Annotated in this window: 12 protein-coding genes; all 12 read left to right on the forward strand. The window is 72.7% G+C overall.

Features of this window, described 5'->3' with window-relative positions; all coding sequences use genetic code 11:
• The first annotated feature begins 55 nt into the window (after positions 1-55).
• The 12 genes from I6A81_RS21065 to I6A81_RS21120 all read left to right on the forward strand — a co-directional run bounded on the left by I6A81_RS21065 (position 56) and on the right by I6A81_RS21120 (position 14831).
• Positions 56-1000 carry an ABC transporter permease gene (locus I6A81_RS21065; RefSeq protein WP_202999951.1) on the forward strand — a complete coding sequence of 315 codons (945 nt, stop codon included), beginning with the start codon at positions 56-58 and terminating at the stop codon, positions 998-1000.
• A complete protein-coding gene (locus I6A81_RS21070) occupies positions 997-1953 on the forward strand; it encodes an ABC transporter permease (RefSeq protein WP_202999950.1) in 957 nt (318 codons plus the stop codon). The genes I6A81_RS21065 and I6A81_RS21070 overlap by 4 nt, the downstream gene beginning before the upstream one ends.
• Positions 1954-2101: 148 nt before the next feature.
• Positions 2102-3673: an ABC transporter substrate-binding protein gene (locus tag I6A81_RS21075; RefSeq protein WP_202999949.1), complete on the forward strand. Its 1572-nt coding sequence runs from the start codon at positions 2102-2104 to the stop codon at positions 3671-3673.
• A gap of 2 nt (positions 3674-3675) precedes the next feature.
• Positions 3676-4713 carry an ABC transporter ATP-binding protein gene (locus tag I6A81_RS21080; RefSeq protein WP_307874796.1) on the forward strand — a complete coding sequence of 346 codons (1038 nt, stop codon included), beginning with the start codon at positions 3676-3678 and terminating at the stop codon, positions 4711-4713.
• Positions 4714-4769: 56 nt separating this feature from the next.
• Positions 4770-5840 carry an ABC transporter ATP-binding protein gene (locus I6A81_RS21085; RefSeq protein WP_202999948.1) on the forward strand — a complete coding sequence of 357 codons (1071 nt, stop codon included), beginning with the start codon at positions 4770-4772 and terminating at the stop codon, positions 5838-5840.
• Entirely contained in the window at positions 5837-6637 is an 801-nt protein-coding gene (locus I6A81_RS21090) for a TetR/AcrR family transcriptional regulator (RefSeq protein WP_202999947.1), read from the forward strand. Before I6A81_RS21085 ends, I6A81_RS21090 begins: the two co-directional genes overlap by 4 nt.
• Entirely contained in the window at positions 6634-7869 is a 1236-nt protein-coding gene (locus I6A81_RS21095; RefSeq protein WP_202999946.1) for a M20 family metallopeptidase, read from the forward strand. Before I6A81_RS21090 ends, I6A81_RS21095 begins: the two co-directional genes overlap by 4 nt.
• A gap of 227 nt (positions 7870-8096) precedes the next feature.
• Positions 8097-10256 carry an acyl-CoA dehydrogenase gene (locus tag I6A81_RS21100; protein WP_203004587.1) on the forward strand — a complete coding sequence of 720 codons (2160 nt, stop codon included), beginning with the start codon at positions 8097-8099 and terminating at the stop codon, positions 10254-10256.
• 331 nt (positions 10257-10587) lie between these two features.
• On the forward strand, positions 10588-11367 hold the full coding sequence (locus I6A81_RS21105) for a TetR/AcrR family transcriptional regulator (RefSeq protein WP_203004588.1): 780 nt from the start codon (positions 10588-10590) through the stop codon (positions 11365-11367).
• Positions 11368-11605: 238 nt separating this feature from the next.
• On the forward strand, positions 11606-12400 hold the full coding sequence (locus tag I6A81_RS21110) for an enoyl-CoA hydratase/isomerase family protein (RefSeq protein WP_203004589.1): 795 nt from the start codon (positions 11606-11608) through the stop codon (positions 12398-12400).
• Entirely contained in the window at positions 12397-13533 is a 1137-nt protein-coding gene (locus tag I6A81_RS21115; RefSeq protein ID WP_203004590.1) for an acyl-CoA dehydrogenase family protein, read from the forward strand. Before I6A81_RS21110 ends, I6A81_RS21115 begins: the two co-directional genes overlap by 4 nt.
• Positions 13533-14831, forward strand: coding sequence for an acyl-CoA dehydrogenase family protein (locus tag I6A81_RS21120; RefSeq protein ID WP_203004591.1), 1299 nt, complete (start codon positions 13533-13535; stop codon positions 14829-14831). The genes I6A81_RS21115 and I6A81_RS21120 overlap by 1 nt, the downstream gene beginning before the upstream one ends.
• Positions 14832-15021 lie beyond the last annotated feature (190 nt).

The following is a 15021-nucleotide window of genomic DNA, read 5'->3' on the forward strand; positions in this document are numbered from 1 at the left end:
ATGGCTGGGGTGTCCCATGCGAGGTGTCGAACCCCCGCCACGTCCGGGATGGCCTATGACTCGCGCCCTGGCGCACAAGCTTCTCCAGCTCCTACCGGTGCTCGTCCTGGTCACCGTGGCTACGACCGCGCTCGTCGACCTGATGCCGGGATCCCCGGGGCGCGCCATCCTCGGGCCCGACGCGAGCCCGGAGGCGGTCGCCGCCCTCGACGCCCAGCACGGCTTCGACGACCCGCTGCCCCAGCGCTACCTGTCCTGGCTCGGCCACGCGCTCACCGGCGACCTCGGCAGCTCGGTCAGCAACCGCCAGCCGGTCACCGACCTGATCGGCGAGCGCCTTCCGGTCACCTTCGAGATCGCGCTGCTCGCGCTGCTGCTCTCGGTGGCGGTGGCGGTGCCGCTCGCGCTGTGGGTCGCCGCGCGGCCCGGGGGACTGGCCGACCGGGTGGTGTCCGCGCTGACGTCGGCGACGCTGTCGATCCCTTCGTTCGCGGTCGCGCTGGTGCTCGCCTACCTGCTGGCGGTCAATACGCACGTGTTCCCGGTGTCCGGATGGGTGCCCTTCGAGGACAGTCCGGCCGACAACCTGCGCCACGTGGCGCTGCCCGTGTTCTCGCTGGCGCTCGCCGAGATCCCGATCTTCGTCCGCATCCTGCGTGGCGACCTGCTGACGGTGCTGCGCCAGGACTTCATCCTCACCGCGCGGACGAAGGGCTTCTCGACGCCCCACGTGCTCCTGCGGCACGCGCTGCGACCGGCGTCGCCGTCGCTCGTCACCCTCGCGGGCCTGGCCGCCGGGCGGCTGATCGGCGGAACTGTGATCATCGAATCGCTGTTCGCCCTGCCCGGCCTCGGCAACCTGGCGACCCAGGCGATCTACGGCAAGGACCTGCCGGTGATCCAGGGCGTGGTGCTCGTCGTGGCGCTCAGCTATGTCGCCGTGAACGCGCTGGTGGACCTGCTCAACTCCGCGATCGACCCGAGGACGCGTACCGCGTGAGCGACCAGAGCACCATGGCCTCCGCCGTCTCGGCCGCGCTCGCCGCCCCGGCTGACCTCGCTGGCACGGCCGTCCCGGACGACTCGGCCGGCGCCGCGGCGAGTGTGGTGACGAAAGGCCGGCGGACCCGGGCGGGCCGGCGTATCGGCGTCGGCGGCTGTCTGGCGGTCGGATGGCTGGGGCTGCTGGTGGTCGCGGCGGTGACCGCACAGTGGCTGCCCCTCGACGACTACGACACGCTGGTCGGCGATCCCGGCGTCGCGCCGTTCGCGGACTGGTCGCACCCGTTGGGAACCGACGGCATCGGCCGCGACGCGCTGTCCCGGCTGGTGTACGGCGCGCGGGCCTCCCTCGTGGTCAGCGTCGGCGCGGCCGCGCTCGGGCTCCTGGTAGGCGGGCTCATCGGGGTGCTCGCCGGCTACCTGCGCGGCTGGGTCGAGGCGGTCGTGGACGTGCTGGCGAACACCCTGCTCGCCTTCCCGCCTCTGATCATGCTGCTGGCGCTCGCCAGCGTCGTGTCGCCCACCCTGTGGACGCTGGCCGCGGGCCTCGCCCTGCTCGCGGTACCGCCGAGCGTCCGGCTGGCCAAGGCGAACGTGGCCAGCGCGGCCCGCCGGGAGTATGTGCTGGTCGCCGAGGCGCTGGGGGCGCGCCGGCGGCGCGTCGTGGCGCGCGAGCTGATCCCGAACGTGGTGCCGCCGCTGGTCTCGTTCGCGTTCGTGGGCATGGCCGCGCTGATCGTCGCCGAGGGCTCGCTGAGCTTCCTGGGGCTCGGGATCCCCCCGCCGAGCCCCAGCTGGGGAGGCATGATCGCGGCAGGCAAGGACGATCTCGCCGACCATCCGGCGTTCGTGTTCGTCCCGTGCGCGGCGATGTTCCTCACCGTTCTGGCTCTCAACACGATGGCCGATCTTCTGGGGCGCCGTCTGGACGTGCGGGAGTCGATGTTGTGACACCGCGCCACGCGGCAGCGCATTCATAGGGCAGCGCATTCGCGGGACCGCGTAGCCGCCGGGACCGTGCAGCCGAGAGACCGCGACATCTTCGGTCCTCGTCCCGACCGTGGCTCACCGAGCCCAGATCCGATGTGAAGAGGTTTCCGTGAAACGTCGTGCCGCCGCGGTGCTCGCGGCCGTTGTCGTCTGTCTGGCCGCCGTGTCCCTCACCGCCTGCGGCGGGTCCGGCGGCTCGTCGTCCGGGTCGGGCTCGTCGTCCGTGAAGCCCGGGCGGGGTGGCTCGCTCACCGTCTCGCTGGCCACCGAGGCGCGTGGCCTCGACCCCTTCGTGGCAAGCCCGCAGGGCGCGGCGGACGGCAACCGCCTGATGGCGATCTACGATGTACTGCTGCGTTTCGACCCGAAGGCCGGGAAGATCGAGCCGGGACTCGCGACCGGCGCCACCAGCGAGGACAACCTGACGTGGACGCTTAAGCTGCGCGAAGGCGTCACGTTCAGCGACGGGACGCCGTTCGACGCCGAGGCCGTGAAGTACACCTGGGAGCAGCACGGCGTCCCCGAGAACGGGTCGCTGCAGAGCGCCGCGCTCAAGGGTGACTCGTTCACTGTGGTCGACCCGCTGACCCTGCGGATCACGCTGCCCGAGCCGAACGCGCACTTTGACAAGCTGATCGCCCGGAGCGTGCCCTACATCGGCTCTCCCACCGCGATGCGCAAGGGTCTCGCGGAGTTCTCGAAGAATCCGGTGGGTGCCGGGCCGTTCGTCGTCGAGGAATGGGTGCGCGACGACCATCTCACCCTGCGGCGAAACCCGACCTACTGGAACGCTCCGGCGCCGAATCTCGACGAGCTGACCTTCGTCGTCAACACCGACGAGCAGCAGCGTTACAACGCCTTCGTCGCCGGCCAGACGGACCTCATGCTGACCCAGACGGCCGAGACGATCGAGCGAGCCAACGCGGCCGGCACCGTCGTGGACCTCCATGAGCTCAACGGAGGGGACGCGCTCCTGTTCAACAACGATCGGGCGCCCTTCGACGATGTCCGGGCTCGCCAGGCAGTCGCGGCGGCGCTGTCCCGGGAACGGCTCGACCAGGTGGTGTTCGGCGGGAAGGGACTGCCAGGCGGCGACCTGTTCCGCGAGAACTCGCCGTTCCACGTCCCGGGTCTCGCCGCGGTGGACGGTGACACCGCCCGGGCGCAGCGGCTGCTGGACGAGCTCGCCGCGGACGGCAAGCCGTTGCGGTTCGACATCCTGATCCCGTCGTCGCCGCTGGCGCGGGCGTTGGGGGAGTACCTCCAGGCGGCGCTTGGCGGGCTGCGCAACATCGAGGTCGGGCTCAAGACGGTCGACTTCGTCAGCTACCAGGTCAAGGTGCTGTTCAACCGGGACTACGACCTGAGCTTCCTGACCATCCGGTTCGACGACCCGGAGCCCGTCCTGTGGAACCGGCTCCACTCCGACCGGACCGACAACTACGTCGGGTACCACAGCCCGGCGATGGACGCCGCGCTCGACAGGGAACGCGCCACCGCGGACGGCCCCGAACGCCTCGCGGCCCTGACCGAGGTCCAGACGGTGTTCAGCCGGGACGTGCCGTTCTGGCTCTACCAGCAGTCGGTGGTCGGCGCGATCCACGGCGACGACGTCGCGGGCGTCGAGTTCTTCAACGAGGGCACGATGCGCGTCGACGCGCTCGGCCGGACCGACGGCTAGCCGTGGCCGCCCTCGCGGACACCGCGGTGGTCGGCGCCTCCGCGCCGCCTGGTGAGCCGCTGCTGCGGGTGTCGGGGCTGACCGTCGACATCCCCACGCCGCGCGGCCCGCTGCGGGCGCTGGACGACGTGTCCTTCGAGCTGGCCCCGCACCGGACGCTCGGGCTGGTCGGCGAGTCCGGGTCGGGCAAGTCGATGCTGGTCCGCACGATCATGGGAATCTCCCCGGCCCGGTCGACGGTCACCGGCTCGGTCCGGTTCGACGGCGTGGAGCTGACCAGCCTTCCGCGCCGCGCCGCGCGGTCGTACTGGGGCCGGCGGATCGCGATGGTGTTCCAGGACCCGACCACCTCGCTCAACCCGGTGCTCACCGTCGGTCGCCAGCTGACCGAGGCGACGCGGGCCCATCTGGGTCTCGGCCGCGCGCGGGCCACAGAGCGCGCCGTCGAGCTGCTCGACCTGGTCAGCATTCCGGAGCCGCGGCGACGGCTGCGCCAGTACCCGCACGAGCTGTCCGGCGGGATGCGCCAGCGGGTCACCATCGCGATGGCGCTGGCCTGCGATCCCGACCTGCTCATCGCCGACGAGGCGACCACCGCGCTGGACGTCACGGTGCAGAAGCAGATCCTCGACCTGATCGCCGGGATCCAGCGGGAACGGGGCCTGGCGCTGATCCTGGTGAGCCACGACCTCGGCGTCGTCGCGGGCCGCACCGACGACATCGCCGTGCTCTACGGCGGCCGCGTCGCCGAGCGCGCCAGCACCCGGGTGCTGTTCGCCGGCCACCGCCATCCCTACAGCCAGGCGCTGCTCGCCGCGGTGCCGCGGCTGGACCGCCCCGCGGGCGCGGCCCCGCGGACGATCCCCGGCACGCCACCGGACCTCGTCCTCGCGCCGCCGGGCTGCCGGTTCGCCCCGCGCTGCCCGTCGGCCGAGGACGACTGCCACCGCGCCGCGCCCGCGCCGCGGCCGGGAGCCGACCCGACCCACGCGTACGCGTGCCTGCATCCGATCCCCACGACCAAGGCGGAGCGGCGGTGACCCAGACGACGACGGCACACGCGGCGGTGACACAGCCGGCGGTGACGCAACCGGCCATGGCACAGGCCCCGGCGCGCCCCGGCGCGCTGCTGCGCGTGGAGCATCTCGTGCAGCGCTACCGCGCCAGGGGCGCGGTCGTGCACGCGGTCTCCGACGTGAGCTTCGACCTGCTGCCCGGCGAGTGCCTCGGCCTGGTCGGCGAGTCCGGGTGCGGGAAGTCGACGACGGGGCGCGCGATCCTCCAGCTGCCCCGACCCACCGCCGGGCGGGTCGTCCTCGACGGCGAGGACCTCTGCGCCCTGGACCGGCGGCGGCTGCGGCACCGGCGGCACCGCCTTCAGATGATCTTCCAGGATCCGGTGGCCGCGCTCAACCCGCGGCGCAGGGTGCGCGACCTGGTCGTCGAGGGTCTCGACATCCAGCGTCAGCTGCCCGGCGGTGAGCGCGCTGCCCGGGCAGACGCGCTGCTGCGCGACGTGGGCCTCGACCCCGAACTGGTCGGCGACCGGCGCCCGCACGAGCTGTCCGGCGGCCAGTGCCAGCGGGTAGCGATCGCGCGCGCCCTGGCCGTCGGCCCGGACGTGCTCGTCTGCGACGAGCCGGTGGCCTCGCTCGATGTCTCGGTGCAGGCCCAGGTCCTCACCCTGCTGGCCCGGCTGCGCGCCGAGCACCGCTTGGCCCTGCTCTTCGTCGCCCACGACCTCGCCGTCGTGCGCGCCGTCGTCGACCGCGTCGCGGTGATGTACCTGGGCACCATCGCCGAGATCGGTCCGGTCGACGCGGTGTACGACACCCCGGCCCATCCATACACCCGCGCGCTGCTCGACGCCGTGCCGGTCCCCGACCCGGCGGTCGACCCGGAGCAGGCGCCGTCGCTGACCGGCGAGCTGCCGTCGCCACTCGCCCCGCCGTCGGGCTGCCCTTTCCGGACGCGCTGCCCGCGGGCCGCCGACCGGTGCGCCGCCGAGCGTCCGCTGCCGCGGGCGGTCGGCCCCGACCACCACGTCGCCTGCCACTTCCCGCTCGTCGATCCGCTTCCCGACAGCACCTCCGGGGATGGCTCCCACGAGGACGGCTTCGGGCGGCCCGCGGGCGCGGGGGAGCGGGCCGGGCGCGACCGTGCATGAGCATCGCCGACAACGCGGCGGCCGTCGTCGCGTCGCCCAGCACAGTCGCGTCGCCCAGCACAATGGCGCTCGTGACCGCCGACGCCCCACCTTCGGAACCGTCCCGCCCCCGCCGCGGCCGCAACCGCGACGCCGCCGCCCACCAGGCGATCCTCGACGCGACGGAGGCGCTCGTGCTCGAGCGCGGCTACCCGGCGCTGACGATCGAGGAGATCGCCGCCCGGGCGGGCGTCGGCAAGTCGACCGTCTACCGCTGGTGGCCGTCGCGGGCGCACCTGGCGGTCGAGCTGCTCGTCGACCGCTGGTTCGAGTGGGGAGAGGTCCCCGACACCGGCGACACCCGGCGCGACCTCGCCGAGTTCAGCGCGGTGAACTTCCGCAACCAGGCCAGCGCCGCCGGCCGGGTGATGCAGCAGCTCGCCGCCGACAGCCCGGCCGCGATGGCCCAGCTGCACGAACGCTTCGTGGTGCCACGCCGCCAGATGGGCCGCGCGATCCTCGAACGCGCGGTCCGCCGCGGCGACCTGCCGCCCAACGCGGACACCGAACTGATTCTCGACATCTTCGCCGGCGTGCCGGCCTACCAGATCTATTCCACCGGACGAATCCGGGACCTGCGCGACGTCGACCAGCTCGTCGACCTGGTGCTGCGCGGCACCACACCCACGCGCCAGCGCGGCCGGCCACGGACCGGTGCGGCGAGTACCCCACGCCGGACGAGCGCCCGCGGCGCGCCGACGCGCCCGATGCCCGCGACGGCGTCCCCGCCGAATGAGCCTCCCGAGGAGCCACCATGAGCGACACGACGGACCTGCCCGCCGCGACGACGGACCTGGACCTGCCCAAGTCCGCCGCCGGAGCGGCGATCCGCCGGGCCGACGCACGACTGCGCAGGCTCAGCCACGACGTGCACGCCAATCCTGAGACCCGCTTCACCGAGCTCAAGGCGACCGCCTGGGCCTCCGAGCTGCTCGAACGCCACGGCTTCGCCATCGAGCGCGGGGTGGCCGACCTGGAAACCGCCTTCGTGGCAAGCTACGGAACCGGCCCGCTCGTGCTCGGCATCTGCGCCGAGTACGACGCGCTCCCCACCATCGGACACGCCTGCGGACACAACATCATCTGCGCCTCGAGTGTCGGCGCCGGGCTCGGACTGGCCACCGTCGCCGACGACCTCGGCCTCACCGTCAAGGTGATCGGCACGCCTGCGGAGGAAGGCGGCGGTGGAAAGATCATCATGCTGGACGCCGGGGTGTTCGACGGCGTGCACGCGGCGATGATGACGCACCCCTTCCCGGGGGACGCCGACATCCTCGACATGACGAACACGATGCTGGCCTCGGTGCAGTTCGAGGTCGAGTTCCGGGGCCGGGCCTCCCACGCCGCCGGCGGCCCGAGCCTCGGCATCAACGCGCTCGACGCGGTCACCGTCGCGCAGACCGCCATCGGCTTGCTGCGTCAGCAGCTCCCGATCGGCGACCTCGTTCACGGCATCGTCACCCACGGCGGCGACGCCCCGAACATCATTCCCGAGCGGACGGTGCTGAGCTACTACGTCCGATCCCTGACGATCGACCGGGCCGAGGCGCTGGACGCGAAGATCCGGCGCTGCTTCGAGGCAGGCGCGCTCGCGACCGGCTGCGAGGTGGAGATCCGCTCCACCTCGCGCACCTATTCGCACATGGAGGCCGACGTCGACCTCACCCGGTTCTACGGGCGCAACGCCGCGGCGCTGGGCCGCGACGTCCTCGAGGTCCCGTCGAGCGCGCGGACGAGCGCCGGCGCGTCCACCGACATGGCGAACGTGTCACTCGCCCTGCCGGCCATCCACCCCGGCGTCGGCATCGCCCACGCGCGGGGCTTCCCGCACCACGCCGACTTCACCCGCGCCTGCGCCACCTCCGACGCCGACGCCACCCTCCTCCACGCCGCCACGGCCCTGGCCTGGACCGCCATCGACGCCGCGGGCGACGCCGACGTCCGGGAGCGGCTGCTGCGCGGCGAGCGCAGGACCGAACCGGCCGGCTGACCGGCGGCGATCACCACCGCACCCATGGCCCGTCCCGGCATTGGTCGTCGCCCGGCGGTCCCGCCACGCCGGGCGACGACCAGCCGCGGGCACCGAACTGGAAAGTATGACTTTTTCCATCGTAGAGTTCTGTTCTCGCAGGCAGAGGACTGGGCGGCGCCCTGGCCGCCCGTGACGCGTCGTCGGACACGGTCGCCGCACCCGTCGGCGAGGCAGAGGGAGGCGTCATGACGATCGCCATCGGCGAGGAACACCAGGAGGTCGCCCGGACCACCCGGGCGTTCCTGGATGGCCACCAGGCGCGGGCCGCGGGGCGCGAGCTGCTGGCCGCGCCGCCGACGGCGGTGCCGCAGTTCTGGAAGGAGCTCGCCGAGCTCGGCCTGCTCGGTCTGCACCTGCCGGAGGAGTTCGGGGGCGGTGGCGGCGGGTTGCCGGAGCTCGTCGTCGTGGTCGAGGAGCTTGGCCGGGCGGTCGCGCCGGGCCCGTTCCTGCCGACGATGGCGGCCTCGGCCGTGATCGCGGCTCAGGGTGGTCCGGACCTACGCGCGCGGCTGCTGCCTGGTCTCGCCGGCGGCGTGACGGTGGCCGCGCTCGGGCTTGGCGGGGCGTTGGCCCGTGACGGCGACACGCTGTCCGGTGACGCGGGTGCCGTGCTCGGCGGCGCTCTCGCCGAGGTCGTGCTGCTCGCCGTCGGCGACGACGTGGTGGTGGTGTCGACCGCGGCGCCGGGCGTCGCGATCGAGGTGCCGTCGTCGAACCTGGACCGGTCGCGGCCCTCGGCGCGGCTGCGTCTCGACGGCGTCCCGGTGACCCCTGACGCCATCCTTGTCGGTGCCCGTTCCTATGCCGAGGCGGTCCTGCGCACGCTGGTCGCGGCCGAGGCGGTCGGCGGTGCCCATGAGTGCGTGACGGCGGCGACCGAGTACGCGAAGGTCCGGGAGCAGTTCGGCCGCACGATCGGCAGCTTCCAGGCGGTCAAGCACCACCTGGCGAACATGCTGGTCGCGGCCGAGCTCGGTACCGCCGCGGCCTGGGACGCCGCGCGGGCTGCCGCGGGGCCCCGGGACGAGTTCGCGCTGGCCGCCGCGGTCGCGGCGGCGCTCGCCGTGCCGGCGTTCGTCGACAACGCCGAGCGCAACATCCAGTTGCACGGCGGCATCGGGTTCACCTGGGAGCACGACGCGCACCTGTTGCAGCGGCGGTCGCTGGCGCTGAAGGCGTTGTTTCCTCCGTTCGCGGCGGCGGCTGACGTCACCCGGCTCGGCCTGGCCGGGGTGGCGCGCACGACCGCTCTCGATCTGCCTCCGGAGGCTGAGGCGGCGCGCCCGGCCGTCCGGGAGCTGGCCGCGCAGCTTTCCGCGCTTCCCGTGGCCGAGCAGCGCCGGCGGCTGATCGAGACCGGCTATGTGCAGCCGCACTGGCCCAAGCCGTGGGGGATCGAGGCGCCCGCCGGGCTTCAGCTGGTGATCGAGGAGGAGTTCCGGGCTGCCGGGGTCGGGCGGGTGAACCTGTCGATCACCGGTTGGGTGATCCTCACCTTGGTCCAGCACGGCAGCGCGGGCCAGGTGGATCGTTGGGTCCGGCCCGCGCTGGCCGGTGAGGAGATCTGGTGCCAGCTGTTCAGCGAGCCCGGTGCCGGCTCCGACGCCGCGGCCGTGCGGACGTCGGCCACCCGGGCCGATGGCGGCTGGGTGGTGAGTGGTCAGAAGGTCTGGACCTCTGACGCGCACCTGTCTCGTTGGGGCCTGGCCACGGTTCGCACGGACCCGGCGGCCGGGAAGCATGACGGCATCACCACGATGGTGATCGACATGTCCGCGCCCGGTGTGGAGGTCCGCCCGCTGCGCCAGAGCACGGGGGACAGCATGTTCAACGAGGTGTTCCTTACCGACGTCTTCGTCCCGGACGCGGACGTCGTGGGGGCGCCCGGGGCGGGCTGGGCGGTGGCCCGCGCGACGCTCGGCAACGAGCGGGTGAGCCTCGGTGGAAGCGTCGACATGATGGGCTCGGTCGACCTTTTCGGGATGTACCGGGAGCACGGCCATCGGCTGCCCGGCGCCGAGGCCCGGATCGGTGCGCACCTGGCCGAGAATCTCGCGCTGCGCCAGCTCAACCTGCGCCGCGCCGAGCGGGCCGTCGCGGGCGGCGGGCCAGGGCCGGAGGGCAACATCACCAAGCTGGTGGTGGCCGAGCACGCGCAGCGCACCGCCACCCTGGCCAGTGAGCTCGCGGGCGAACAGACCGCCTTCACCGACACCCTCGGTGGCGTCGGCTGGCGCCTGCTGATCTCCCGGGCGGCCACGATCGCTGGCGGCACCTCGGAGATCGCCCGCAACCAGATCGCGGAACGCATCCTCGGTCTGCCCCGCGACCCACTGGCGCGCTGACCCCTTCGCCGGGTCGGCGACCCACCCGCACCGGCCCGGCGTCGGCGTTGACGCTCGCCGCCGGCCGGCGGTCAGCGGCTTTGCCGCCGAGATCGGCCATGATCGTTACGTGATGTCGGTCGTGTGTGATTTCGGACTGTCGGTAATGGAAAGTCTGACTGTACGATGACGGCATGTCGGGTAGTTCTTGGGTGCGCGCATCCTCGTCCGAACAGCGCGTCGCGGCCGAGACCAGGCGAGTTCGTCGAGGCGCCGAGGACCGAGGGACGCGAGGTTCCGCTGACGCGTCCTGTCGAGGGCTCGCCCCGATCCGGGCGGTGGCGTGCACGCGATGACGGGTGAACCGGCCGAGTGGGGCCAGGGGGACCTGGGGGCGGACTGGCAGCGGCGGGTGGTCGGGCGGTCGTTGCGTGGTGCCCAGCGTCGGTCGATTGATCAAGGTGGCCGGCTGGTCCGGGCCGCGGCGGTCGTGCTCGAGCGCTCGAATGGCCAGTCGCTCACGGTGCAGGAGGTGGCTGATGAGGCCGGCCAGTCTCTGCGGACGCTGTACCAGTACTTCTCGAGCAAAGAGGACCTGCTCCTGGCCGTGTTCGAGGAGGCGGTCCGGCTCTACGTACAGCTGATCAGGACGGCGGTCGAAGGCTTCGACGATCCGGTTGAGCGGCTGGCCGGCACCCTCATCGCGGCGGCCCGGGTACCGGCGCTGCACGACCGCTCGGGTTTCGACCGGGGCCTGTCGCAGCTGCGGCTACAGCTCGGCCAGGCCGACCCTGAGTTGCTCGCGCGTGCCCAGGCGCCTGTGACGTCGCTGCTCGGTGAACTGGTCGAGGACGCCATGGCCGCGGCGCCGGAGCGCACGCTCGATACTGAGGCGGCCACTTTCTTCCTGGCCGCGGCGCGGACGTCGTTCGTGATGTCGAGCACGCTCGGGAACGAGTACGGGGTCCGGGTGTCCGACGTGATCGACCTGTCCGTGTTCTGTCTCGGTGGGCTCGGCCTGGGTCGGTCGCGGGAGTGGCACGAGTGGGTCGACGAGCGTCTCGCCCTGTCGGGGGAGGGGCGTTCCATCCTGCGGCGCCTGGCAAAGGGATCCAGCCTGGCCCGGCAGTAGGGGTAGGCATCCGCCTGGGCCAGGTCGCGGCCCGGGCGAACAAGTACGACTTGTCAGATCTGTAACGTCTCGTCGCCTTGCCCTGGCGGGTACCCGCGTCTCCGAGGAGTCCAGCGGTGCCCTCACTCCGATGCCCCACCCGACTGAGGCCCTCGACAACCTGGTCAGGGCAGCAGGCCGGTCGGATCTTCAGATCTGGTAGCTGTGGCGACGCCCTCGGTCCGGAAGGGAACTCGTGATGGATTCAACTCTCGTCGAACGAAGTGACGGCCTGGTCACGGTCGTCTTCAATCGTCCTGAGCGGAAGAACGCGTTGAACGCGGCCAGCTGGGCCGCGCTCGACCGGATCCTGGCTGAGGTCGCGGTCAACCCCGCCGACCGCGCCCTGCTGCTCATCGGCGCTGGCGGGAACTTCTCGTCGGGGGCCGACCTGGCCGGCGGCGGCGACGAGAACAGCGGGCTGACGGGGCATGGCCGGCAGTCGATCCTGAACGAGATGCGGGTCGTCGGTGACCTGATTAACAGGCTGCACCGGCTCCCGAAGCCGACGATCGCGGCTGTCGACGGGGTCGCTGTCGGCGTCGCGCTCGGGCTCGCCCTCGCCTGTGACCTCATCGTCGCCAGCGACCGCGCCCGGTTCAACGAGGTGTTCGTCCGGCGCGGCCTGAGCCTCGACGGCGGAACCTCGTGGAGTCTGCCCCACCAGGTCGGGCTGCGCCGGGCGAAGCAGATGGCCTTCTTCGGTGACTGGGTCGGCGCCCAGGAGGCGCTGGCCTGGGGTCTGGTCAACGAGGTGGTGCCGGCCGAGGATCTGCCGAAGGTCGCGACCGCGTGGGGGCGCCGGCTCGCTGGCGGCCCCACGACCGCGCTCAGCATGATCAAGCGGCTGCTCGACGAGAGCGGATCGAGCACGTTCGAGCAGGCGGTCGAGGACGAGGCGCGGACACAGCACATCGCCTACACGACCAAGGACATGGCGGAGGGGATCCGGTCGTTCCTCGAGCGCCGCGACCCCGAGTTCACGGGCATATGAGCGTGAAGCTGCTGGCGTTCGCGACGCCCGAGCAGGAGATGCTCGTCGACACCACCGCGCGCTTCATCGAGAAGACGCTTCCCCTGGCGAAGGTCCGGGAGCTGGCCGAGAGCGCGGGCAACCCCGATACGGACTACGTCCAGACCGCCAGCTCCCTTGGCTGGTTCGGCCTGCTCGTCGACGAGGCCCATGGCGGTGGGAGCGCGTCGGGCAACGGCCTGCTGGACGCGGCCGCGGTCGGCGCCGAGCGCGGCGCGGTTCTGCAGCCAGGCCCGTTCGTCGGGCTGAACGTCGTCGCCCACGCGCTGTCCGCCGACGGCCCGCGCCACGGCGCGCTGCTCGAGCGCCTGGTCGCCGGACAGACGCGGGCCACCTGGGTGGCCGGCACTGTCGGCGGGCTGACGCCGGGGCCAGGCGAGATCGTCGCCCGGTCCGATGGTGACGGCTACGTCGTCGACGGCGAGGTCCGGCTCGTGCATGACGTGGCGGGCTGCGAGACGCTGCTGGTGAGCGCGCTCGGCCCAGGCGGGCCGGTGCAGGTTCTGATAGGCGCCGATGCCGCCGGCGTCGAGGTGCGCGCGCTTTCAGGCCTGGACGTCACCCGACGCGTGTGCGCCGTGCGGCTGCGCGGCGTCCAGGCACGAGCGGACGCGGTGGTCGGCGTCCCGGGAGCGCCCACCGAGGCGCGTCTGCGTCAGCAACTGGCGGTGGCCGCCGTGCTCTGCGCGGCCGAGTCGGCCGGGGCGATGCACACCGAGTTCGAGACGGCGCTCGAGTACGCGAAGGCCCGCATCGCCTTCGGGCGGCCGATCGGCTCCTTTCAGGCGATCAAGCATCTGCTCGCGGACACCAGCCTGTCGCTCGAGATGGCGAAGGGCCTCGTGGCCGCCGCCGCCGAGGCGCTGGGAGAGGGCAGACCAGACGGGATCGAGCTCGCGCACGCCGCGAAGGCGTTCGTCGCCGAGCGCGGCGTGGAGCTCGCGCACGCGTGCTTCCAGGTGTTCGGCGGGATCGGCTACACCTGGGAGCACGACCACCACCTGTTCATGAGACGGCTCGCGGCGGACGCGGTGGCGTTCGGGTCGGCGGACTGGCACCGCGGCCGGCTGGCCGAGCAGATCGGAGCCGACTGATGACAGATCCGTCGACAGATCCGTCGCCCGCCGGGCACGTCGATGCACCGCCACTCGACGACTACCGCGCGCGGGCGCGGGCCTGGGTCGAGGCGAATCTCGAACGAGCCCCCCAGACCAGGCCGGCCAGGGGCGGGGACATGACCCCGCAGGCCGTGACGGAGGCGCGTGCTCTGCAGCGGCGGCTGTACGACGCCGGCTACGTGGGGATCACCGTGGCGCGTGCGTACGGCGGCCAGGGGCTGGGCCCGGAGTATGAGCGGGCCTTCCACGAGGAGGCCCGCGGCTACCGGCTGCCCGACTTCGGCATCGCCGGCGGTACGACCTTCGGGGTCGTCGTCCCGACCATGCTCGCGCACGCGGCGCCGGCGTTCCTGCGTCGGCACATCCCGAAGATCCTGGCCGGCGAGGAGCTGTTCGTCGAGTTCTTCTCCGAGCCGGACGCCGGCTCGGACCTTGCCGGTGTCCGCTCGCAGGCCGTCCGCGACGGCGAGCGCTGGGTGCTGTCCGGGTCGAAGATCTGGAGCAGCGGCGCCTACTACGCCGACTGGGGCATGTGCCTGGCCCGCACCAACTGGGACGTCCCCAAACACCGCGGCCTGACCTGGTTCGCCGTCCCGATCGCCGCCAAGGGGGTGACGGTCCAGCGGATCCGGCAGATCACCGGCGATGCCGAGTTCTGCCAGGAGTTCTTCGACGACGTCGAGCTCACCGACGACGACATCATCGGCGGCGTGGGCGACGGCTGGACGGTCACCCAGACCATGCTGATCTACGAGCGCGGTGGCGGGTTCGGCCACGGCGGCCCCGCCCGCCAGGCGCCGAAGGGCATCGCGCCGGACCTCGTCGAGCTCGCCAGGTCCGTCGGCCGCCTGGACGACCCGACCGCGCGCGACCTGATCGCGCGGGCACACGTCGACGACGTCGCGCGCCGGGCGCTGCTGGCCCGGCTCGGTGGGCGGATGCGGGCCGAACCCGGTCAGGCGATGCACCTGGCGTCCTACGCCAAGCTCGCCTCGGGGGTCTTCGACCCGCCGCGCGCGAACCTCGCCATGCGCATCGGCGGCTCGGACGCGGTGGCCTGGGACGACGGCGACGAGGCCGGTGCGCGAACGGCAAACGGCTTCCTCAACAGCCGCTTCATGTCCATCGCCGGCGGCACGAACGAGGTGCAGCGCAACGGCATCGGCGAGCGGGTGCTCGGCCTGCCCCGGGAGCCCTCGTTCGACAGCGGCAAGCCGTTTCGCGAGGTACTGCGCGACGCCCGCTCCTGGACGGGCCGGCCGGCCGGGGGCTGACGACCGCGGGCCGCCGGAACGGCCGTGAGCCAGGCCGCGACGTGACAACCGCGGGAATCGCGCGGACGGCACTGTGCTGAGTGATGGCACTGTGCTGAGTACAGGCAGTCGACAGAGAGACGTGGGGGGGGGGGGGGGGCGGGGCGCCGCCCGGCCGGGGGGGCGCGGCCCGGCGGGGGGCGGCGGGCCG

It is taken from the genome of Frankia nepalensis, assembly GCF_016786325.1.
Lineage (GTDB): Bacteria > Actinomycetota > Actinomycetes > Frankiales > Frankiaceae > Pseudofrankia > Pseudofrankia nepalensis.